This window comes from Kamptonema animale CS-326, from assembly GCF_028330895.1.
Classification (GTDB): domain Bacteria; phylum Cyanobacteriota; class Cyanobacteriia; order Cyanobacteriales; family Microcoleaceae; genus Kamptonema; species Kamptonema formosum.
This window is the reverse complement of sequence record NZ_JAQMUA010000499.1, coordinates 1-22,063: the sequence shown is the minus strand read 5'-3', so window position 1 is coordinate 22,063 and position 22,063 is coordinate 1. Positions and strand designations below refer to the sequence as shown.

At 41.4% G+C, this 22,063-nt stretch carries 24 protein-coding genes; 11 read left to right on the top strand and 13 right to left on the bottom strand.

Translation table 11 applies throughout. The features are described from left to right. From PN499_RS29355 to PN499_RS29335, 5 genes are all read left to right on the top strand, one after another. Window positions 1–494, top strand: a 494-nt coding sequence (locus PN499_RS29355) for a hypothetical protein (RefSeq protein ID WP_334311732.1), incomplete at its 5' end; no start/stop codon positions are given. Window positions 495–781: 287 nt separating this feature from the next. Beyond that, on the top strand, window positions 782–2,245 hold the full coding sequence (locus PN499_RS29350) for a PAS domain-containing sensor histidine kinase (protein ID WP_272037184.1): 1,464 nt from the start codon (window positions 782–784) through the stop codon (window positions 2,243–2,245). Between the two features lies 1 nt (window position 2,246). Continuing rightward, the gene (locus PN499_RS29345) at window positions 2,247–3,446 is read left to right on the top strand and encodes a DNA cytosine methyltransferase (protein ID WP_272037182.1); all 1,200 of its coding nucleotides are present in this window, start codon (window positions 2,247–2,249) and stop codon (window positions 3,444–3,446) included. A 48-nt stretch (window positions 3,447–3,494) separates the two neighbouring features. Beyond that, window positions 3,495–4,853 (top strand): tRNA (N6-isopentenyl adenosine(37)-C2)-methylthiotransferase MiaB, encoded by a 1,359-nt coding sequence (gene miaB, locus PN499_RS29340; RefSeq protein ID WP_272037180.1) that lies wholly within the window; start codon window positions 3,495–3,497, stop codon window positions 4,851–4,853. Between the two features lie 20 nt (window positions 4,854–4,873). Continuing rightward, window positions 4,874–5,551, top strand: a complete 678-nt coding sequence (locus PN499_RS29335; protein ID WP_272037179.1) for a hypothetical protein — start codon at window positions 4,874–4,876, stop codon at window positions 5,549–5,551. Window positions 5,552–5,970: 419 nt separating this feature from the next. Here PN499_RS29335 and PN499_RS29330 read toward each other — a convergent pair whose 3' ends face one another. Then, window positions 5,971–6,252, bottom strand: a complete 282-nt coding sequence (locus tag PN499_RS29330) for a hypothetical protein (protein WP_272037177.1) — start codon at window positions 6,250–6,252, stop codon at window positions 5,971–5,973. 155 nt (window positions 6,253–6,407) lie between these two features. Between PN499_RS29330 and PN499_RS29325 the strand changes: the two genes are divergently transcribed. The 3 genes from PN499_RS29325 to PN499_RS29315 all read left to right on the top strand — a co-directional run bounded on the left by PN499_RS29325 (window position 6,408) and on the right by PN499_RS29315 (window position 9,736). Further along, window positions 6,408–7,514 carry a D-alanine--D-alanine ligase family protein gene (locus PN499_RS29325; RefSeq protein ID WP_272037175.1) on the top strand — a complete coding sequence of 369 codons (1,107 nt, stop codon included), beginning with the start codon at window positions 6,408–6,410 and terminating at the stop codon, window positions 7,512–7,514. 189 nt (window positions 7,515–7,703) lie between these two features. Then, the gene (locus PN499_RS29320) at window positions 7,704–8,768 is read left to right on the top strand and encodes an AI-2E family transporter (protein WP_272037173.1); all 1,065 of its coding nucleotides are present in this window, start codon (window positions 7,704–7,706) and stop codon (window positions 8,766–8,768) included. A gap of 86 nt (window positions 8,769–8,854) precedes the next feature. Continuing rightward, complete coding sequence (locus tag PN499_RS29315) at window positions 8,855–9,736, top strand: MBL fold metallo-hydrolase (RefSeq protein ID WP_272037171.1); 882 nt, start codon at window positions 8,855–8,857, stop codon at window positions 9,734–9,736. A gap of 57 nt (window positions 9,737–9,793) precedes the next feature. Here PN499_RS29315 and PN499_RS29310 read toward each other — a convergent pair whose 3' ends face one another. The 5 genes from PN499_RS29310 to PN499_RS29290 form a co-directional block, all read right to left on the bottom strand. Then, entirely contained in the window at window positions 9,794–10,714 is a 921-nt protein-coding gene (locus PN499_RS29310) for a vitamin K epoxide reductase family protein (RefSeq protein ID WP_272037169.1), read from the bottom strand. 49 nt (window positions 10,715–10,763) lie between these two features. Continuing rightward, complete coding sequence (locus PN499_RS29305; RefSeq protein ID WP_272037167.1) at window positions 10,764–12,788, bottom strand: heavy metal translocating P-type ATPase; 2,025 nt, start codon at window positions 12,786–12,788, stop codon at window positions 10,764–10,766. Window positions 12,789–12,982: 194 nt separating this feature from the next. Continuing rightward, complete coding sequence (locus tag PN499_RS29300) at window positions 12,983–13,426, bottom strand: VOC family protein (RefSeq protein WP_272037165.1); 444 nt, start codon at window positions 13,424–13,426, stop codon at window positions 12,983–12,985. Between the two features lie 68 nt (window positions 13,427–13,494). Beyond that, window positions 13,495–14,022: a TIGR02652 family protein gene (locus PN499_RS29295; protein ID WP_272037163.1), complete on the bottom strand. Its 528-nt coding sequence runs from the start codon at window positions 14,020–14,022 to the stop codon at window positions 13,495–13,497. Between the two features lie 341 nt (window positions 14,023–14,363). Continuing rightward, entirely contained in the window at window positions 14,364–15,779 is a 1,416-nt protein-coding gene (locus tag PN499_RS29290) for a tyrosine-type recombinase/integrase (protein WP_272037161.1), read from the bottom strand. Window positions 15,780–16,372: 593 nt separating this feature from the next. Between PN499_RS29290 and PN499_RS29285 the strand changes: the two genes are divergently transcribed. After that, window positions 16,373–16,927, top strand: a complete 555-nt coding sequence (locus tag PN499_RS29285) for a gamma carbonic anhydrase family protein (RefSeq protein WP_272037159.1) — start codon at window positions 16,373–16,375, stop codon at window positions 16,925–16,927. Window positions 16,928–17,012: 85 nt separating this feature from the next. Next, window positions 17,013–17,138 carry a photosystem II protein Y gene (locus PN499_RS29280; protein WP_007354152.1) on the top strand — a complete coding sequence of 42 codons (126 nt, stop codon included), beginning with the start codon at window positions 17,013–17,015 and terminating at the stop codon, window positions 17,136–17,138. 389 nt (window positions 17,139–17,527) lie between these two features. On the opposite strand, the gene arsC is transcribed toward PN499_RS29280, so the two are convergent. The 6 genes from arsC to PN499_RS29250 all read right to left on the bottom strand — a co-directional run bounded on the left by arsC (window position 17,528) and on the right by PN499_RS29250 (window position 21,615). After that, window positions 17,528–17,941, bottom strand: a complete 414-nt coding sequence (gene arsC, locus PN499_RS29275; protein ID WP_272037156.1) for an arsenate reductase, glutathione/glutaredoxin type — start codon at window positions 17,939–17,941, stop codon at window positions 17,528–17,530. A gap of 27 nt (window positions 17,942–17,968) precedes the next feature. Then, on the bottom strand, window positions 17,969–18,664 hold the full coding sequence (gene arsH / locus PN499_RS29270) for an arsenical resistance protein ArsH (RefSeq protein WP_272037186.1): 696 nt from the start codon (window positions 18,662–18,664) through the stop codon (window positions 17,969–17,971). Beyond that, on the bottom strand, window positions 18,645–19,778 hold the full coding sequence (gene arsB / locus PN499_RS29265; RefSeq protein ID WP_272037154.1) for an ACR3 family arsenite efflux transporter: 1,134 nt from the start codon (window positions 19,776–19,778) through the stop codon (window positions 18,645–18,647). Before arsB ends, arsH begins: the two co-directional genes overlap by 20 nt. 35 nt (window positions 19,779–19,813) lie before the next feature. After that, on the bottom strand, window positions 19,814–20,842 hold the full coding sequence (locus tag PN499_RS29260) for a PstS family phosphate ABC transporter substrate-binding protein (protein ID WP_272037152.1): 1,029 nt from the start codon (window positions 20,840–20,842) through the stop codon (window positions 19,814–19,816). Window positions 20,843–20,959: 117 nt separating this feature from the next. Beyond that, on the bottom strand, window positions 20,960–21,286 hold the full coding sequence (locus PN499_RS29255; RefSeq protein WP_272037150.1) for an ArsR/SmtB family transcription factor: 327 nt from the start codon (window positions 21,284–21,286) through the stop codon (window positions 20,960–20,962). 92 nt (window positions 21,287–21,378) lie between these two features. After that, window positions 21,379–21,615, bottom strand: coding sequence for a hypothetical protein (locus PN499_RS29250; RefSeq protein WP_272037148.1), 237 nt, complete (start codon window positions 21,613–21,615; stop codon window positions 21,379–21,381). Between the two features lie 154 nt (window positions 21,616–21,769). On the opposite strand from PN499_RS29250, the gene PN499_RS29245 reads away from it, so the two are divergent. Next, on the top strand, window positions 21,770–21,895 hold the full coding sequence (locus tag PN499_RS29245) for a hypothetical protein (RefSeq protein WP_272037146.1): 126 nt from the start codon (window positions 21,770–21,772) through the stop codon (window positions 21,893–21,895). A 12-nt stretch (window positions 21,896–21,907) separates the two neighbouring features. On the opposite strand, the gene PN499_RS29240 is transcribed toward PN499_RS29245, so the two are convergent. Next, the coding region (locus tag PN499_RS29240) for an ISAzo13-like element transposase-related protein (RefSeq protein WP_417063906.1) at window positions 21,908–22,063 on the bottom strand (156 nt) is incomplete at its 5' end.

The following is a 22,063-nucleotide window of genomic DNA, read 5'->3' as shown; positions in this document are numbered from 1 at the left end:
CCCTAGTCCTGAGCATCGTAGCCCCTTCTTCAATTGATATAATTAAAAATAAAATTCTGAATCAAATGACTCCTACTCTCTTTGGTCGCTGGCAGACTCGGTTATTACTATTTGCAACTGTGGGAGTTGCAGTAACAATACCGTTTTTTTTAGGATTAATTGGCTCTAAATCAGGTTGGATATTTTTCTGGATACTAGGATATATAGGGATTTTTGGATTGATTTGGGATGTTTTATATATTTACATTCAGCAGTTCCGCTGGGATCGAGATTGGCCGGGAGCTTTTCAATTATTGAGCGGTGTTTGGGAAGCTATTTTTTTGGTGTTTTTGATCGAAATTCTGGGTTTGCCAGGCATAGAGCAGGAGGATTTTGATTTAGTGGCCTTTGGCTTGCACTATAGTTTAGTCTGGGTGACGATTTATCTCGCGTCGCAAACATTACTCCGAGTTTTATTTCCCTACTGGCGTTTCCGTGGCGGTCAATGGTTTTAAGTTATTTAACTTAAAATTAAGTCGTTGTAAGATTAAGCTGGCACTGTATTTGCTCGCTCTCAATAATATTAAGAGATCGTTAACATCTCTCTAATCACTCAAAAATAGAGTATAATTGAAATAAATATTTAAAATTAGGGTAATTTGCTGCCATTTGTGGGTTATGTGGCATCAAAAGCTCTGCAAAATCTTCAGACTAGAAAAAATAAATTTTCTGAATGCTTACCCATAAGTCGGAAAGTTTGTCAGGGGGGATCGAGTAGCTGTTAACTCTGTAGAGAACTAATATGGATAGTAATCAGGTTCAGGATCAAAGTCAAGCTAAGGAGTCTCAAGTCAAGGAAGCCATAGTAGATGAGATTAAGCTGAATTCAGGGGAAAATACTATAGAAGCTTACGAGCAAGGGTTTGGCCATTACAAGTATGTAGATGAGAAATTGCGAGAAACAATCAAAGAACTATCGGAGCTCAAATTTGCCCTAGATAACTCGGCGATAGTTGCCATGACTGATGCCAAAGGCATTATCAGCTATATCAACGATAAATTTTGTGAAATATCTAAATATAGCCGCAAAGAGCTGATTGGGAAAACTCACAAAATTATCAATTCTGGCTATCATTCTCAAGAATTTTTTAAGGAATTTTGGCAGACTATTACCGCTGGTAAAGTTTGGAAAGCTATAATTAAAAACCGGGCCAAAGATGGAACATATTACTGGGTAGATACCACCGTCATACCCTTTTTAGATGAAAGCGGGCAACCCTATAAATATTTATCGATCAGATATGAAATCACAGAGGCTAAGGAAGCAGAGGAGGAATCTCGCAAACAGGCGGAACAACTGGAAATTGCCCTAAAAGAGCTAAAAATTACTCAATCCCAGCTAGTTCAAGCTGAAAAATTATCGAGTTTAGGGCAATTAGTAGCGGGAGTTGCCCATGAAATTAATAATCCTGTCAGCTTTATCTATGGAAATCTTGTTCATGCTAATGACTACATTGAATCTTTGCTAAAATTGCTGAATCTTTACCAGGAAAATTATCCTAATCCAGTACCAGAGATTAAAATGCTAGCTCAGGAAAGGGATGTAGATTTCTTAATAGAAGATTTGCCAAAAATCCTAAATTCGATGAAAATGGGAGCGAATCGGATTCGCGAAATAGTTTTGTCTTTGCGGAACTTTTCAAGACATGATGAAGCTAAAATGAAGCCAGTTGATATTCACGAAGGCATCGATAGTACGCTGCTGATTCTACAAAATCAACTCAAAAGACAAGGCAAACTTGCTGAAGTTCGCGCGATCAAAGAATATGGTCATCTGCCGCTAGTCGAGTGCTACCCAAGTCAGTTAAATCAGGTATTTATGAATATTATTGCTAATGCAATTGATGCTTTAGAAGGATTCAGAATTAAGCAACTACAAGTAATGAAAAACAAGGAAGAAGAAATAGAAGTTTATTCTCTCTGCCCGATTCCTACAATTAGGATTAAGACTAAATTGGGAGAGGGGAACCAAGTCATAATTTCTATTGTTGACAATGGATGTGGGATAGAACCAGAAGTTATGCAACGGCTATTCGACCCATTTTTTACAACAAAAGATGTAGGAAAAGGTACTGGCTTAGGGCTGTCTATTTCTTACCATATTATCGTCGAAAAACATAAAGGTAAGTTAGAATGTTTTTCACAGCTTGGCTGTGGAACTCAGTTTGTAATTTCGATTCCTATTTCTCAGCAAGATCGCGTCTAGAATGAAAAAATCTTACTGTATTTTCTCTTTTTTCGCAGGCTCAGGCTTTCTCGATTTAGGTTTTGAGTTGAGTGGTTTTAATATAGCTTATGTCAATGAAATTTTCTCGCCATTTATGCAGGCTTACCGTTACTCTCGTAAATACCTAAATCTGCCATTACCAGAATATGGATACTCTGAAGGAGAGGAGGCAGATGTAACGCGACTGACAGCAGGAGAAGCAGCGCTAAAGTTGCGAGAATTGATGCAGGATGCCCGTAAAAATAATGATCTTATTGGGTTTATTGCTGGGCCGCCTTGTCCTGACTTTTCTGTTGGTGGAAAAAATCGAGGTCAGGAAGGGGAGAAGGGTAAGCTTTCGGCTGCTTACGTTGAGTTAATTTGTCAGCAACAGCCTGATTTCTTTTTGTTTGAAAATGTTAAAGGTTTGTGGAGAACTCAAAAGCATAGAGTGTTTTTTGAGGATTGTAAAAATCGGCTAAATCAAGCTGGCTATGTATTGACAGAGCGCCTAATTAATGCCATAGAATATGGAGTGCCGCAAGATAGAGATAGAATTATTTTACTAGGTTTCCGTAAGGATTTAATTAAGGATATGGGCATTCAACTTGATGAAGTTGGGGGAATGTTGCCTGAAGGTATTTTTCCTTGGAATAGTCAGATTGTATATCCCAAGTCCCAGGCTTTTGCTTACTCTTGGCCCTCTACGAATTTATTTGAAGAAGATTCGCTACTTCCTTGTGCAAATGACATTCCTCAAGAGTTAACAGTTGAGTTTTGGTTCCAGAAAAATGATGTGATGAATCATCCCAATGCTGAACATTGTTTCAAGCCGAAAGCTGGGATTAAGCGCTTTGCTGTTGTTGATGAGGGAGATGATTCGAGAAAGTCATTTAAGCGGCTGCATAGATGGCGTTATTCACCGACAGCCTGTTATGGGAATAATGAAGTGCATTTACATCCTTACAAAGTTCGTCGGCTATCTGTCGCGGAGGTGTTGGCTATTCAATCTTTGCCAAAAGATTTTGTATTGCCGGCGGCGATGACTTTAACTAATATGTTTAAAACTGTGGGGAATGGTGTACCTTTTTTGGCGGCGAAAGGAATTGCTAAAAGTATGATTCAGTTTTGGGAGAGAAGTGAGTATAAAGCTTACAGTACCAGTGAATATATTCACAGTTCATTGACAACTGCTATATAATTTATAAAGGTTTAAAACCTTGATTCTCTAAATTGCCCACAGCCTACTATGACCGTCACTCCCCGCCGCTATCACATTACCACCTTCGGATGCCAGATGAACAAAGCCGACTCAGAACGCATGGCTGGCATCCTAGAAGATATGGGTTTCGAGTGGTCTGAAGACCCCAATGAAGCCAGCTTAATTCTCTACAATACTTGTAGCATTCGGGACAGTGCCGAACACAAAGTTTATTCCTATCTGGGAAGACAAGCCGGCCGCAAGCGTGTAGAACCAGAACTGACTTTAATTGTTGCTGGATGCGTGGCCCAGCAAGAAGGCGAAGCGTTACTGCGGCGAGTTCCTGAATTAGATTTAGTGATGGGGCCGCAACACGCAAATCGCTTACAAGATTTACTTGAACAAGTGTTTGATGGCAATCAGGTAGTTGCTACAGATGCCGTCCATATTATGGAAGATATCACTAAGCCGCGCCGCGATAGTAAGGTGACAGCTTGGGTGAATGTAATTTATGGCTGTAATGAACGCTGCACTTATTGTGTAGTGCCGAATGTGCGAGGTGTCGAACAGTCAAGAACTCCTGAAGCAATTCGGGCAGAAATGGAAGAATTAGGTCGTCAAAGTTACAAGGAAGTAACTTTATTGGGGCAAAATATTGATGCCTATGGTCGCGATTTACCCGGAACAAAACCCGATGGTAGCAATCAGTATACCTTGACTGATTTACTTTATCATGTTAGCGATGTGCCGGGGATTGAACGGATTCGTTTTGCAACTAGCCACCCGCGTTATTTCACGGAAAGGTTGATTAAGGCTTGTGCAGAATTGCCCCAGGTATGCGAACATTTTCACATTCCGTTTCAATCGGGGGATAATGACATTTTAAAGGCGATGGCGCGGGGTTATACTCAGGAAAAATATCGCCGGATTATTGAGACAATTCGTCAATATATGCCGGATGCTTCAATTAGCGCTGATGCGATTGTTGGTTTTCCTGGGGAAAGCGAAGCACAGTTTGAAAAGACGCTGAACCTAGTAGCTGATATGCGGTTTGATTTGGTGAATACGGCGGCTTATTCGCCTCGGCCTGGAACTCCAGCAGCTTTGTGGGACACTCAGTTAAGCGAGGAGGTAAAGGCTGATAGGTTACAACGTTTAAATCATGTGGTTACTCAGACGGCAATGGAACGTTCGCAGCGCTATCTGGGACGTATTGAAGAAGTGCTAGTAGAAGACCAAAACCAGAAAGATGCAACTCAAGTTATGGGTCGAGGACGTGGCAACCGTCTGACATTTTTACGGGGAAATATTGAGGAATTAAGGGGTCAGCTAGTGCAGGTAAAAATTACTGATGTTCGTGCCTTCAGTTTGACTGGCGATCTCTGGTATAATGGCTCAGTTTCATAATTGGCAATTTAGGTTCTAAAATGAAGGGATTAAAACCAGTTAATGTTCACCAGTACAGTCAAGTTAAAAAGTCGCTTGGCTTGATGCTAATTTCGGGAGTTTTAGGGATTAGCTTTTTTGGTTGTGCTCAACCAACTCCTGAAGCTAATGAAACGGCAGTAAGTCCAAAACCAACGGCAAGTGCAACTCCGAAACCTAATTCTACAACTACTACATCTCAGGCAAATCAAACAACTGTAACTCCAAAACCGACGGCAAGTGCAACTCCGAAACCAACTGCAAGTGCAACTCCAAAACCTAGTCCCACAACTCCAACATCTCAAGTTAATCAAGCACCTCAATCTGAGTTACCAAAGCCTAATGCACAAGGAAACTATCAAAGAACATCTCATAAATATTGGCAAATTGTCGATCCAAGTGGCAAAGGTGTTACTTGCCGAATGGGAAAATCTTCGATTGAACAAATACAAACTCCTGGTAACTCTGTGGTCTTAGATATTCCTAACTGGCCTGTAATTGGCACTTTTAAGCAGGGGCAAAATTTTGAGATTAACTCTGGCCCGGCAGGATTTGGCGTATTACTTGACAATAACAAACAACCCTGGATTTACGTAGAAAAAAGCTCGGTTCAAGGTGCCCCTAGTAAATGTTTTGTTCGGGCTAATAGCATTTCTGTCAAACCAGTGCAGAAGTCATAGCTAGGGGCTAGGGACTAGGGGCTAGGGGCTAGGGAAGAGAGAAGAGGGAAAAGCTTGACGAAGTAAGGGATTATGAACCAGATGTAAGAGTTGGGTTTGCCCTAACCACCTTGGCGGTTGCTATAGTAGGGGAGATTATAAATATGATTGGGGGTTGATAAATGTTGTGGAAGTTCGACAATAAGGTAAGGCAACTAGGTTTGCTTATATCCGATCTCAACCCTCAGTTTCCCAGTTTGTATCTTCTTCTAGAACAAATGAAACAAATGCTGTTTTTTCAGGTAAGTGAGTGGTAATAAATTCTCTAGTAAGCTTGGCGCTAACTCTTACATTTGTTATTTCACTCAAATCTAATGAACCTGGGTCTTCAGCAATTCGATCGCCGATATATAGCAATCCTATAATGAATCGTAAATTTTTTACCCCACCCCAACCCTCCCCTTGCTAAGGGGAGGGAGTAAGAAATTCACAAATGATTTAGGATTGCTATAGTACCAAATATCTACACCTAGAATTAAAATCCCCCTCTGTTCTAACTCATCAGCAAGACGAAGTGCATCTGTCGGACGCAACAGCAGTTCGTCAGCTTTAACCATGCCAAGAGTATGATATTTGTCTATTACTTTTTTAAGAGTTTCTAGCATCTTTAGAAATTCTCTATATTGTCGATCGCTGGCAACTATAGAATATGCCGATCGCATCTCGTGCAATTTACAGTTGGCAGTACATCCGCTGATGTGCTTGGAGTTAGCGATCGCCTCCTGATGAGAACACTCAATTAATGAATCGCTGCTAATATGCTATTGTTCCCTTGGTAACTGCGCTAACTCCCAGTATATTAGTAGGAGTATAAAAAATGACGAAATTACGGATAGGACTGTTATTTGGCGGGCGTTCTGGGGAACACGAAGTCTCAATTAGTTCCGCAAGGGCGATCGCGCGTGCGATCGCTTCCGACCAAAATGCCAGTAAATACGAAGTTCTACCCTTTTATATCCAAAAAGACGGTCGCTGGTTAGCAGGAACAGTGCCTCAACAAGTTTTAGAAACGGGAAAACCCCTACAATTAGAGGGGGAAGAGGCGATCGCCAATTTACAGGAAAATTTAAGTCTCACTCCTCAATCCCCAATTGCCTACGGTCAATTCCCAAGGCCCGATATTGTCGATGTTTGGTTCCCCGTCTTACATGGGCCAAACGGTGAAGACGGCACTGTACAAGGGTTGCTGAAATTAATGCAAGTACCTTTTGTCGGTTCTGGGGTTTTGGGATCGGCAATGGGGATGGATAAAATTGCGATGAAAATGGTATTTGCCCAAGCTGGTTTACCGCAAGTTAAATATACTGCTGTCACGCGATCGCAAGTTTGGTCTAACCCTTGCATTTTCCCCAAATTATGCGACCAAATCGAGGAAAATTTAGGCTATCCCTGCTTTGTGAAACCAGCGAATTTAGGTTCCTCAGTAGGAATTTCTAAAGTGCGATCGCGCCCAGAACTTGAAACCGCCCTCGACAGCGCCGCTAGTTACGATCGCCGCATAATTGTCGAAGCGGGAGTAGTTGCTAGAGAATTAGAATGCGCCGTCTTAGGTAACGATCGACCTCAAGCCTCTATAGTTGGGGAAATTACTTATAAAAGTGATTTCTATGACTACGAAACTAAATACGCACATGGGCAAGCAGATCTATTTATTCCCGCAAAAGTCAGCGATGCGATCGCCTCTCAAATTCAATCAATGGCGATCGAAGCATTTTTAGCCCTTGACTGTGCTGGTTTAGCGCGAGTAGACTTCTTCTATGTCGAATCTACAGGCCAAGTTCTAATTAATGAAATTAATACCCTCCCCGGATTCACAGCTACCAGTATGTATCCTCAACTTTGGGCAGCTTCGGGCATCTCCTTCGGCGAATTAGTAGACCGCTTAATTCAATTAGCACTAGAACGCCATACTGAAAAGTTTTGATAACGCGATTCAGGAGTGAGAATTCAGGAAAAAGCTTCAGTTGGACAAAATTAAATATCTAATGACAATAGCAAAAAATCACACTGTCAATTCTGTTTTCCCTGCTGCTAATACCTTAGCCTTCTAGTTAATGGGCTTTTCCGGTTAGCAGTTAAAATTCTTAATTCTGAATTCTTGCTCCTGACTTACATGAAACCTGTAAATCAACTGCCGCGATCGTGGATATGGGGATTATTATTTCCCCTAGTGGTACTCAATTCGTGGTTACTGCTCCTAGTCTTTGAATATTTTCGCTCCTTAATCACCGTTTTTGTAACAGCAACCGTACTCTCTTTTTTACTAGATTATCCCGTACATTTCCTGCGACGCTACGGCGTGAAAAGGCAGCAAGCAGTTGTATTAGTATTATGTCTATTTTTACTAATATTAGTAGTATTAGCTGTCACCCTTGCTCCTATTATTCTCGGTCAATTAAATGAGCTTGTCACCCGCCTACCCAGTTGGATAAATTCTGGTGCTGAACAGTTTGAAACTCTCCATAATTGGGCTAAAAACCGCAACCTTCCTATCGATCTCCGGGGTTTTGCTAAGCAATTGAGCGAGCGTTTTTCTACTCAACTACAGTCAATTATCGGTCAAATTTTAACTGTTGTAGTAGGCGCAGCCGGGAGTCTATTAGACGTAATGATCACAGTAGTTCTAACATTTTACTTACTACTGCACGGTCAGCGCCTATGGGATGGTTTGTTTCAGTGGTTTCCCCCTAAATTGGGCAGTCAAATACGTGAGTCCTTACGGCGCAACTTTCAAAATTATTTCATTGGACAGGCTACTTTGGCAACTTTTATGGGGTTATCAATGACAGTAGCCTTTCTAATTTTACAGGTTCCTTTTGGCTTATTATTTGGCTTAGCAGTAGGCATAATGACTCTAATTCCCTTGGGCGCAGGCTTGAGTATCAGCATCGTTAGTTTATTGATGGCTTTGAACAACTTTTGGCTAGGGATGAAGGTTTTAGCTGTGGCAACAGTAATCGATCAAGTAATTGAAAATGGGATTGCTCCGCGCCTTTTAGGAGGTTTTACTGGGCTTAACCCGGTTTGGATTTTTATCTCGCTATTAATAGCAACTAAAGTCGGAGGATTAATTGGTTTATTGGTAGCGGTTCCGATCGCAGGTTTTATTAAAAGTACAGTCGAAAATCTGCGAACTTCACCAACAAGTTTAGAACCTACAATTGAAGAGCTAGAATAAATTGATAAAATAAATTAAGACTGACACAGTTATTAATATTTTAGGCTATAATCAAATTAATTCCTTGTAGTATATCGGTTTTAAATATGGCTCATCTAAATTTGCGCCGTCCCGAAAATACCAATGGTAATTTTTATGTCGATACTACCTGTATTGACTGCGATACCTGTCGGTGGATGGCACCAGAAATATTTCACCAAACTGGAGAACAGTCTGCGGTTTACCACCAGCCAGCTAATGAGGTTGAAAAAGAGCGATCGCTTCAGGCCTTATTATCTTGCCCTACCAGTTCTATCGGTACTGTTGAGAAACCGAAAAATATCAAAGATATTCAGCATAGTTTCCCTCTGCTAGTAGCAGAGAATATTTATCATTGCGGCTATCACTCCGAGAAATCCTACGGCGCAGCCAGCTATTTAATTGTCCGGCCTGAAGGCAATGTTTTGGTTGATTCTCCTCGTTTCTCTCCGCCGTTAGTCAAGCAGATAGAAGCAATGGGCGACATTCGCTATATGTATCTGACTCATCAAGACGATGTGGCAGATCATCAAAAGTATCGCGACCATTTTGGCTGCGATCGCATCCTCCATACGGACGAAATTACCACTGATACTCGCGATGTAGAAATTAAACTATCTGGTGGCGAACCCTACCAATTAGCAACTGATTTGTTAATTATTCCTGTTCCCGGTCATACGAAAGGTCACACAGTTTTACTCTACAACAACAAATATTTATTTAGTGGCGATCATCTCGCTTGGTCTGATGAACTTAATCAGTTATTGGCCTTTCCCCGCGTTTGTTGGTATTCCTGGCCCGAACAGGTGAAATCTATGCAAAAATTGGCTAATTATTCCTTTGAATGGGTTTTGCCGGGACATGGACGCAGATATCATGCCGATCGAGAAACGATGAGTAAACAGATGCAGCAATGTATTACTTGGATGGAAGGATATAAACTTCGTTGACAGTTAATACAAAATCCGGGTTGATCCTCAGCAGACAATGTTTCATTTCTTGAAAAGCTAATGTTCGTGGCTTCCTGTATTCTGGAAGTTGCGATCGCCTTGATATCCCGATAAATCTGCTAACTCCTGCAAACTTTTCTCTCCTTGGTATAATTTGCCGTTAATTTCCCAACTAGGAAAACCTTCAATTTTAGCGGCTTCGCAGAGGTCAAGGCGAGCATTTTGGCTTTCGGAGTTACATTCAATGTAATTTAACTTGCCAGCAGCTTCCTTGCCAAATAGTTCCTTCTGATTGTGACAGTGTTCGCAGGTAAATGAACCGTACATTTTCGCTTTTACTTTCTGAAGATGCTTGACTAGGGCAGTTTCCGAAGCACCAGAGGAGGTTGTAATTGCATAACCTTCAGCAGTAGCAGTACCGGGATTACTCACGCTGGTATAAAGACCAACTGAAGTAATCAGCACCAGCATTCCCACCAAAATTCCGGTCAAAAATAGCTGCCCAACATCTTCCCAATTCCGACCAATTATTGATAGGAAAAATAGGCTAGTCGAAAAGAGAGCAGAGGCAATGCAGTAAATACAATCAGCTTGAATTTCAAAAGCTAGGAGGTACATAAGATAGCCACTGAAAAGCATCATGGCTGTCCCACCTGCAAATAGCAAAAGCCCCGTCCAATTTTCTAGTTTTAATCTAAATTTTTTCTGCTCCGCTCTATTGACTAACAAAGGAGCTACAGCAAAAGCGGTCATGCTTGCATAACCCAAAAAACCAAACAAAGAAAGGGGCAAATCAAAAATTGTTGCATAAGGGCTGGAAAGAACTACATCGCAGCCGCTAGTTGGGCAAACTGCTGTTTCCTGGCTAAACTTTACCGCTGTTAAGTAAGCAGTTATTGCAGCTCCTAAAGTAGCGATTCCTGCCATAATTGGGCGCGACCATTTATGAATCCAAGGCGTTGAACGTGCGTGTTTCATAAAACTATCTCCAATAGATATTCGATGGTAATCGGGGCTGGCAAACTCCTTATTTTAAAACTCTAGTTGCATTGAAAATAGCCGCCAAAGCTACGCCAACATCGGCAAAAACGGCTTCCCACATGGTTGCTACTCCGAAAGTCCCCAAAGCGATAAATACACCTTTGATTAACATAGCAAAAATGATATTTTGCCAAACAATATTGTTGGTTTTTGTGGCAATTTCTATCGCTTCAGCCACCTTTAATGGTGCATCTGTCATAATCACAACATCGGCAGTTTCTATTGCTGCATCTGAGCCTAATCCTCCCATTGCTATGCCGACATCTGCTCTAGCAATAACAGGTGCATCATTGATTCCATCTCCTACAAATACAACTTTACGGTTTTTTCCAGATTGGGCGAGTATTTTTTCAATTGCCTCGACTTTTCCTTCGGGTAATAAACCAGCTAAGTAGGAATCTAAACCCAGATTTTTAGCGACACTCTCGGCTACGGCTTGATTATCTCCTGTTAACATCACGATTTGCTCAACACCTAGTTTCTTTAGGTTAAAAATAGCTTGTGCTGCATCTTCCTTAATCTCGTCCCCAATCAAAATATAACCAGCGTAGCGATTGTCTACCGCTAAATGAACGACTGTCCCTTCGAGATTGCAGACATCGTGAGCAATGTTTTCCCGATGCAGCAGACGGTCATTTCCCGCAAGCACAACCTGATTATCTAACTTAGCTCGAATGCCGTGTCCCGCTATTTCTTCGTAATCTTTAACTTCAGAATCATCTATTTTTTTACCGTAAACTTCCCGGATAGATTTCGCTATAGGATGATTAGATTGAGATTCTATTTTTGCGGCTATTGCTATCAATTCCGCTTCAGTAAAACCATTTTTCGTAACAACTTTAGCGACTTTAAAAACCCCTTTTGTCAGAGTTCCTGTTTTGTCAAAAACAACTGTTTTGACTTCAGTCAGAGTATCTAAAAAAGTAGAGCCTTTGACTAAAATACCGCGCTTAGCAGCACCTCCAATTCCCCCAAAATATCCCAGGGGAATGCTAATAACAAGTCCGCAAGGGCAGGAAATAACTAATAAAACAAGAGCGCGGTAAATCCAGAGGAATCGGTCGGCATCAGTTGCTCCTGCAATAAATAAAGGAGGAATTAAAGCAACTGCTAATGAGCTAAAAACTACGAACGGCGTATAAATTTTAGCAAATTTGGTGATAAATTTTTCAGTCTCAGCTTTTTTACTGCTGGCATTTTCTACTAATTCTAAAATCCGGGATATTGAAGACTCGCCGAACAGTTTAGTAACTTTGACGGTGAGAACTCCTGTCTGGTTAATCGTTCCCGCTAAGACTCTTTCTCCAATTCTGACGCTGCGAGGTACTGATTCTCCAGTTATTGCTGATGTATCAATTTGAGAATTTCCCTCTATAATCTCACCGTCTAAGGGAATCTTTTCTCCTGGCTTGACAATAATGATATTCCCTACGGCTACTGTTTCTGGTGCAACTTTTTTGACATCGCCATTTTCGTTGATATTGGCATAGTCAGGTCGAATTTCTAATAGTGCTTTGATAGATTTGCGAGAACGACCAATAGCAAAATCTTGGAATAATTCTCCTACCTTGAAAAATAACATTACTCCAACTGCTTCTGGGAGTTTATGAATTGCAATTGCGCCCAATGTTGCTACAGTCATCAAAAAGTTTTCATCAAATATTTTGCCTCGAAGTATATTGCGTCCGGCGCTATTCAATACATTCCAGCCACTTAAAAGATAGGCTGGGATAAAAACTAGATATTCGCCAATACTGTAGGGTGTATTGTGTAATTTTTCCTCAAAAACCAAACCGATGATAAACAAAATAACCACCAACCCCACAGGTATCAACTCTTGATTGAGGTTGAAATCTCCGCCGCCATGAGTGTGGTCATGGTCATGGTCATGGTCATGGTCATGGTTATGATTGTGGTCGTGTTCGTGGTTATGATTATGATTCTCATGATTGTGTTCTTGGTGGTCGTCACTCCCACAACAGCCCGAATGACTTAATTTTGGTTTGTTCATTATTTTTCCTAAGTTTAGATAAAAAGCTACTATGAACATATATTCATATTTAGTCTCTTAAAAAGGAACCATAGTAGATTCAAACTTAAAAGTCAAGCTCATGCTCAAAGAAAATTAGTGGTTATAAATCCTGAGCAAGAGCGATAATCATTATTAATGGTAATTGGTAATTGGTAATTGATAACAGTTAACAGTTAACCGTTAACTGTTAACAGCCGGATAAATTCTAAAGGTAATCCATCAGTATCCGCAATAAAAGCTACTTCGTAAACATTCGCGCCAATCATTTGCTGAGTCGGTTCTAAGAGAACTTTTAAAGGCTGGAATTCCTTGGGTTGCGCCTGCGCTGCTGACTCAAAGCGCTCTTGTACCGACTTTAGCCAGCTAGAAAGGTCAGTTGCCGTATCTGTGATATCAAAAGATAGGTGGTAGTAGCCAACGTAATGCTCGTCTCCAAAGGCATCCGGTGCAGGTTTGGGTTCCGGTATTTGGATCAGTTCAATACGCCCATTTAAGCCTTCCATCCAACAAGCAAGCGTGTAACCTGTTGTAAAGCGTTCGCAGACGGTAAATCCCAGTTGTTCGTAGAAAGCGATCGCGCGATGAATATTAGCAGTACGAATCGAGGCGTGGTGCATTCGATTTTAAATTTTAGATAGAGAGCTAAGTAGAAGGCAGAATGCTTATAGGGCAAGCTTTTGTCATCTTATTCAAACAACCGAAAATAAGGATATCTAATCGGTACTCCTGGCTCTTTTTCCAAGTCAAAATTAATTACTTCCCAGCAAGGTTCCTCTAAGGGGTCAGGGCTAAAATCGACAGGCAAACCGTAAAGTCGCGGCCGAGGGGATTCTGGTTGTCCCCGCCAAGGAGTGGTGCGCTCCAGATAGGAGCTAATTAAGTCGCGATAGCGTTGGGCGATGATGACGCGAGTTGCTCGATAACCTTGAGTATAGAGGCGATCGAGAGCTTCGTGAATTTCAAAGCGAATCCCGTCAGGATGTGTGTGCTGCCGATACCAATCATTCTCCCACTGCCGCCAGTGACGACCTGACTGGAGATGGACTAGCTCACCCGTTTTCGGGTCTGCCTCAAATGCCCCGTGACGGGGACACAAATAAGTGTCCGTTAGCGTTAGCGCCGGAATTGTCTGGCGACAGTGAGGACACTGAATTTCCGGGCCAAACATCGGGTAAGTGTAGGCATCATATGTAATTCCAATATTTCCAGCCATTTACATCAGTTTTTCTAGTACGTTTCTATTATATAGCTCTTTTAGAGCCGTAAATAAGTCAATTTTACCTCACCTCACCCATGAAGAGGTGGCTCATTACCAGCTAAATTTTCTAGTATTTTTATTTTATCAGATATTATACAGCATCCGTTTCGCCTACGGCAACTGTCACACATTTAATTAGCGATGGCTAGCTTGCGCTTCTAGCCCGATTAACCCCCTTACGTGGTCTAATACCTAAAAATCCGATTCAAAAGGATGCTTGCATAGTAAGGCTTACAGCCATAAAAAATCACCCCGTTATAGGGTGATTAGGTAATTGCTAATAGGTACTAGCTCTATTACAGGTTGCTAGGAATAGCTGATTTATCAAACCCTAAGTAATGCCTGTAAATGACTTCGATACTATTGCCACATATAGCAGCTAATAACGCCACATCAACCTTATCCTGTACCTGCAAGGTAATGAACGTATGGCGTGTAGAATAGGGTACTAGATACTCGTTTATTACACCTTCATTGGCTAGTGTAGTGACGATGCCAGGGTAAATAGTATGTGTTTCTTCGCCTGTTTTTTTTGTGTATTTATAATCACTTTGCCACCAATAGTCACTTAGGTTACTACTTCCATAAGCGTTACCACTTAGCAGTGTAAACACTAAATCATTCTTATCAGTCTTACTTGAATTAGCTTGAATGCGTAACAACAACTCAGTTAACTTAGGGTACAACTTAAACATTCTAACTGTTTTAGTTTTAGTCCGCTGAGTGCTACCTTCTTGTTTATTAAACGATTTACTAAACCTGATGTAACCACGTTCAATACTTACATCTTTCCACCTTAAAGCAAATGCTTCACCATGTCGGCAACCTGTTAGAAATAGGAACTCAATTAGTGTAGCTGCATGACGTGCTGCTGCTTTATCGCTTTCATAGAAAGCCTTAATGATTGTATCCCTTTCTGCTAAGCTGTAATGCCTTTTATCCTTCAGATACTCATCATCTACTTGCTCTTCAAACTCCCACCATTCACGCCATACACCCTCTTCATCCTGACGCGGTGCGTACATTTGGTTATTATTCACCTCCCCTTTCACCATCTCAAACGGGTTCTTTGTTGGTGGTATTTTACCCAAATTAACCGCCCGGTCGTAGGCTTCCTTTAGCGCCGCTAGTGTATCTTTACCTTGTGTTTGATTTATTGTTTTGCTAATTGATACGGTAGCTTTTTCCCCTATTGCACTATCAAGCGGTAAGCCATAAATACCTAGCCCGGTATCGATAAATTTTTGAGCTTTATTATCCCACTTCAACCCCTTAATTGCATTAGAGTAAGTTTTTTGATACTTTGATTTAAACGTAGTACATTCTACCTGCCCTTCCTTCCACAGTAAGTAATCCTCCCACATCTCCCCTACAGTCATCGCCACCTTCTGATTAGGCATCTGTATCAGCTCACCCATTTTCTGAGCGAACTTAGCATCGCCTATACCGTACTTAGCAAAGGTAGGATCAAACAACTTAACCCAGTCGCTGTGCTCTAAATCCGCCTCAATCTGAAGTGCTATCTGTTGTGCCTTCTTCCAGTTCTGCGGCACAGCCTCCAACTTAAGCCCCATGCACTTCTGCCTACCCTTGAATCCAGTTAACTGTTCAAAGATGGGATTGTACTTAGTCGAGAAGCGTAGCGCCAAGCTCCCCTTGTCTTCGTACACCCTCACGTTAGCCTTGGGCACTGCTGATTTACTCTGAACCATTGGTTTCCCGTCCTTTCAGCAATTCTAGTATTTTTCTAGTAAACCTCTTTGATATCAAAAGTATATAGCAGAACTTGCTTCTCTATTCCATTCGTATCAATTGGTTTACCTTGTCAATCATATTATAGCGTCAGTAAAGCGTCTTGCAAGGCAGGATTGATCCTGGAGTGAGTCCCAGCATATTTTCTGCAATAGTGCTAATTGCTTTTGTTGTTGTACCTGATAGCAAAAGCAAAAAATAGGGGCGATTGAAATCGCGCAGCAACGCGCTCGCACAAACAAAGTCCGCCTGCGCGGACTAATGAGGTTGATTGACTTTTACAATAGGTCTATTTAAGCTTGCATTTATCGGTTTATATAAATATGTACTTTGGATGTTTAGTTACATAGATTCTCGATCTGAAGATATTGCAGGTTGGCAAAATCAAGTGTTTTTATTAACTCAATTTTGCTATAATTATGTTAGTATTAGATTAAAAGAATTGGCGATCGCTGCTGTACAATTTATATTGATTTCGATAATTGATGGGTTTAAAATCTCTATTAAATATTGAAAATTAGTAACAAAATCAAATAGTAAGTAGGCGATCGCGATGACTCATTTTAACCAGCCACTCCCAATCCTAACATCCTATTGGCCTGTCCCCGATCTCTCCCTAGCAGCTTTTATCGCTCCCAATGCTGCGATCGTTGGCTCGGTAGAAGTAGCAGCGGGGGCGAGTATTTGGTACGGAGCCGTTGTCCGAGGAGATGTAGAGCGGATTGCGATCGGAGCTTTTACTAATATTCAAGACGGAGCAATTTTGCACGGCGATCCAGGCCAGCCAACGATCTTAGAAGATTTTGTAACAGTGGGACACCGAGCTGTAATTCACTCAGCTTATATTGAGCGGGGGAGCCTGATTGGGATCGGTGCAGTCATACTCGATGGCGTGAGAGTGGGGGCCGGTAGTATCATCGGTGCGGGCTCAGTTGTAACTAAAGACGTGCCGCCTTTGTCCTTAGTTGTCGGAGTGCCGGCTAAACTACGGCGAGATGTCTCTGAGGCAGAAGCCGCTGAATTGATCGAACACGCCAAACGCTACGAGCAGTTAGCTTTGGTTCACTCTGGTAGAGGAACTAATTTGGGATTTGCCAAAGCCGATTAATCCCTAAGCGAAGTTTGAGAATAGGGACAAAATGAGATACAAATAGATTATGAGAAATCTTTAAAAAACTTTAGAGGAGGAACTAATGGATTTTGACTTCCGCGTGCTAGTAGTTTTATTGCCAATCTTGTTGGCCGGTGGCTGGGCAGCTTTCAATATTGGCGCGGCTGCAATCAGACAAGTGCAAAACCTGTTGAATAAGCAAGCCTAGACTTAATCCTGGCCTGTGTGCTGAAAAGCTGATGTTTTTCAGGCTGAATCTCCCATAATCTAGGTGTGCGATCGCTCCTCGGCTTTCCGGTCAAGGATGCGATCGCACACAATTTTTTTTAAGATTATTAGGAATTAACCATTATTTACGTAACGCCGACATCCTGGCGGTTCTTTAACCCCCAGGATGGCGGCGTTACGGATACTTTTGCTTAATCCCGAATTGTAAGTAAATCCACCTAATTAAACATAAGATAAGGATGGCTAAAAAGCCGACTGTATAACCATTCTTCCTTCTCTCCTAGATAACTAAATTTTTCTACATTCTGCCTTCTGCCTTCTGCCTTCTACCTTCTTCCTTCTTCCTTCTTCCTTCTACTTAAAACAATGCTAAATTTTTGCTGTTTCTATTGTCAGAGACTTTAACAACTTATTAACTCGTTCCTTGACCTCATCGCGGACGCGATAAAATGTCTCTATTGGCTGTCCGTCGGGGTCGTCAAGTTGCCAATCTTCAAACACTTCTCGCAGTACCCATGCTTCCGGTAAATTCACACCACAGCCACACAGAGAAATCACAGCATCGTAATCCTCAGCATTAAAATCACTTAACGGATCTGAAGTTTGATCTGTGATATCAATACCAATTTCAGACATTACTTGAATCGCCGTTGGATGAACTCTGCTAGATTCCAACCCGGAACTCGCTACCTCAATTTTCCCCTTACCTAATGTTTTAGCAAAACCTTCAGCCATTTGGGAACGGCAAGAGTTTCTTTTACAGACAAACATGACTTTTTTCATGGTTTTTGTTGTTACTTATTATCAGGGCTACTTTTTAATTTCAAGAGCACTATTGGCAATGGCGATAATTTCCTTCGCCGCTTTTTCTTTGCGTTCGCTGTAACGGTCGGTCAAATAATCAACCTGGCCGCGTAACAATAGAGTAAACTTATATAATTCCTCCATTACATCAACTACACGATCGCGATAAGCCGAATCTTTCATCGTTCCATCTTCATTAAACTCCTGATAAGCTTTAGCCACAGAAGATTGATTTGGGATAGTAAACATCCGCATCCATCGCCCCAAAATTCTCAGAGTATTAACTGCGTTAAAAGACTGCGAACCACCGCTAACCTGCATCACCGCTAAAGTTCTACCTTGAGTAGGTCTAACGGCCCCAATACTTAAGGGAATCCAGTCAATTTGGTTTTTCATAATCCCGCTAATATTACCATGTAGTTCTGGGCTTGACCACACTTGACCCTCAGACCAAAGACTCAACTCACGCAATTCTTGAACTTTGGGATGAGTATCAGGAACACTCCCATAAATCGGCAATTCTAGGGGATTGAAAAATCGAATTTCAGCACCGAAATCTTCAATTATTCTAGCCGCTTCTTCAGCGAGTAGGCGACTATAAGAACGCTCTCGCAAAGAACCATATAAAAAGAGAATTCGGGGTTTATGAGTAAGGTCTTCCATGGGATTATAGCTATGAGAATTAGTAAAGACAACGGGGATCTCGCAGGGAAGCTGTTTCTGGTTTACGAGGAAACCAAAATGCTGTTTTCTTGCAGAACTCTACTAACATTAACATCACTGGAACCTCAATTAAAACACCCACAACCGTAGCCAATGCCGCCCCTGAATTTAAGCCAAAAAGCATGACAGCCGTAGCAATCGCTACCTCAAAATGATTGCTAGCACCAATCAGGGCGGCGGGTGCTGAATCTTCGTAGTGAAGGTTGAGTTTTAAAGCTGCTACATAAGAAATTAGGAAAATGAAATTAGTTTGGATAAACAGGGGTACGGCAATTAAGAGAATGTGCAGAGGATTGTTAACAATCAACTCTCCTTTGAAAGCAAACAAAAGAATTAGCGTAATCAAAAGTGCAGCCGTAGCCACTGGACTTAGATATTGCATAAACTCTTGTTCAAACCATTCTTTTCCTTTATGTTTAAAAATCCAAAAACGGCTATACATTCCAGCAGCTAAGGGCAAACCAACATAAATGAACACAGACAATACTATGGTTTGCCAAGGAACAACTAGATCGTTGGCTGCTAACAGCCATCTGCCTAATGGTGCGTATAAAAATAGCATTGCTAGAGAGTTAACCGCGACCATGACTAGAGTATGTCCTTGATTGCCATAGGAGAGATATCCCCACATTAAAACCATCGCCGTACAGGGGGCAATTCCTAATAATATTGTACCAGCAATGTAGGAACTAGCAATGGAAACTTCACTACCACGAATTATTTCTGTGCCGACAATCAGAGGACGGAATAGCCAACCTAAGAAAAACTGAGAAAAGGCTACCATTGTCAATGGTTTTATTATCCAGTTAACAACTAATGTTAAGATTACAGGTTTGGGCGATCGCGCTGCATTTGCTGCTTGGGTAAAGTCTATTTTTACCATGATGGGATACATCATAAAAAATAGACAAATGGCAATCGGAATCGATACCTGGTAAAAGCTAAGAGCATCAAGGGTGACGGCGACGCTAGGGAATAATCTACCGAGAATAATACCGCCTAAAATGCAAAGGAATACCCAAAGGGTGAGGTATCTTTCAAAAAAACTAAGCTTGTTTCCTGCATGAACAGGTGAGGTTGTTGATTGATTCATTGAGTTAAATATTGGAGCGAAAATTGCTGAAAAAATTAAAACTTTGCTTGTTGGCGCAGTAACTCACCGATTGTTAAGTCTAACTGAGCCTCACCATTAAAAACAGTGCCTACTTTGCCCTTGTAGAAATTGTTGTAAATCAGTTGATATCCGTCCTTTGGCAAGGGAATATAGCCTACAGAATTAACTAAAGTTGGTGCTTTTTTCATGTAGAATTCTACAAATTCACGGACTTCTTGTTTGTTTTGGGCTACACTGTAATTAACGTAGATAAAAAGAGGTCTGGTAAGAGGTTTATACTGAGCTTTTTCTACTGTTTCACGGCTAGGCATCACTGAGCCTTTACCATTATCTATTCCTAATGCTTTCAATTGAGTTTGATTTGCTTCGTAATAGCTTAAGCCAAAGTAACCCAAGGCATTTGGATCTTTGATAACTCCCTGCACTAAAACATTATCATCCTCACTAGCTGTATAGTCAGTACGGCTGGCTTTGGCTTTACCGACTGTTGCTTCTGTGAAATAGTCAAAGGTACCAGAATCTTTACCCGCACCATAGAGGTTAATGGGTTGATTTGGCCAACTGGTTCTAATCTGATTCCATTTGGTAATTTTACCTTGTGCGGCTGGTTCCCAAAGTTTTTTTAGTTCTGCTACTGTGATGTCTTTTGCCCAGCTATTTTTGGGGTTAACTACTACTGTGAGAGCGTCAAAAGCGATTGGTAATTCATAATAGCGAATACCAGCTTTATTGCAGGCTTCCATCTCTTCCGATCGAATTGGTCGCGAGGCATTACTGATATCTGTTTCGCCAGTACAAAACTTTTTAAATCCTCCACCGGTACCGGAGAATTCAACAGTAATGGGTACTTTTGTGCTTTTGGTCTTTTGAAAGTCTTTCGCGATCGCATCTGTAATCGGATAAACGGTACTGGAACCGTCGATTTTAATCGGCTGCGAGGTTTGCGATTGGACTTGGGCGCAGGAATTGAGGAGAGCTATAGCACTAAATGCTAAAATTTTTATACTAAGTATATGAGAATAGACCTGCCTTGTTGTTTTCATTGACCTTGCCTTAATGTCAAAATTCATGTCCACAAGTTCACCATATCAAAAAAACTTGATATGTCAAGTATAGGGGATAACACACACAGAAAAAATACATTAAGAAATGTTGATTGACTAAGGGGTGTCGCAGCAACGGATAGACAGGATCGGGCTGAAGCGGCGGTACTCGGCGAGGTACTGTTCGAGGATGGCGAACTGGGGAATGTTGAGGCTGTAGTAGATCCAGCGTCCCTCTTGGCGGCTGCGGACTAAAGCTGCTTCCTTCAAGGTTTTGAGGTGAAAGGAGAGTTTGGACTGGGGGACATGGAGGCGATCGCATAGATCGCAGACGCACAATTCCTGTTCTCGCAGTAACTCGATTACCTGAATCCGCAGAGGGTCAGAGAGGGCATGAAAACCGCAAGCGATCGCACTTGCTGTAATTGTCGGGCTTTGAATCATCAATTTTTTTTGAAATGTAGGTATGACTATCTTAGCTAAAAACTTAGTATTTACCTCTGTATATCATTTGTGAGGGTGACAGGCGAACTATTTCATAACTGTAATTTTTGGATTGGTTTAGCATTAGATAAAAGTTTAGGCTCCATCTGGCGATCGTTCTCCCGACTTTTGCTTTCTTGTCTAGTGTTGCGATTGACAGTGGCTTTTGGAGGTGGCAGTGCGATCGCTATTTTGCTATTGAGTTTTCCATGTGTGCAATTATTGTAGAAATTATCAACAGAAGTTGGGTGGCGATTACTCTCAATAGTTTTCGTTAGAGGAAGTGCCAAGTACCAAGAGCTTTTTGATTCATTTGCTCAGATTTTTTAGCATTTTTTAGCCTTGATTAGAAACCTCAAAGGGAAGCTATGATGTTACACTAACTGAAAAAAGTACCTTTTATCCGTAGACCAAAGCTGCAAAAACTACTTTAGGGAGTGCTAAATGCCGATTCCAAAATTCGCAGAAGCTACACTTCGCCAAAACAGCAGCCCCCAATCTTTTGAGTACGGTGAAACCTACTATCGTAATGGCGCAGTTGCAGCCCTCACCGGACTAAAAAATAAATAACTTGATGAATTGCTAAGTTTGAGGTACCGCTCTATAGTTCCATTTTGACAAATATTCGTCAAAAACAATTTGCATAGTTTTTTTAAAGTTATCAGCTACCTTTCGACCAATTTTATAGGCTTTATCAAGCACATTTGCAACTACAGATAGCCCGGTTTTAGTGTGAGT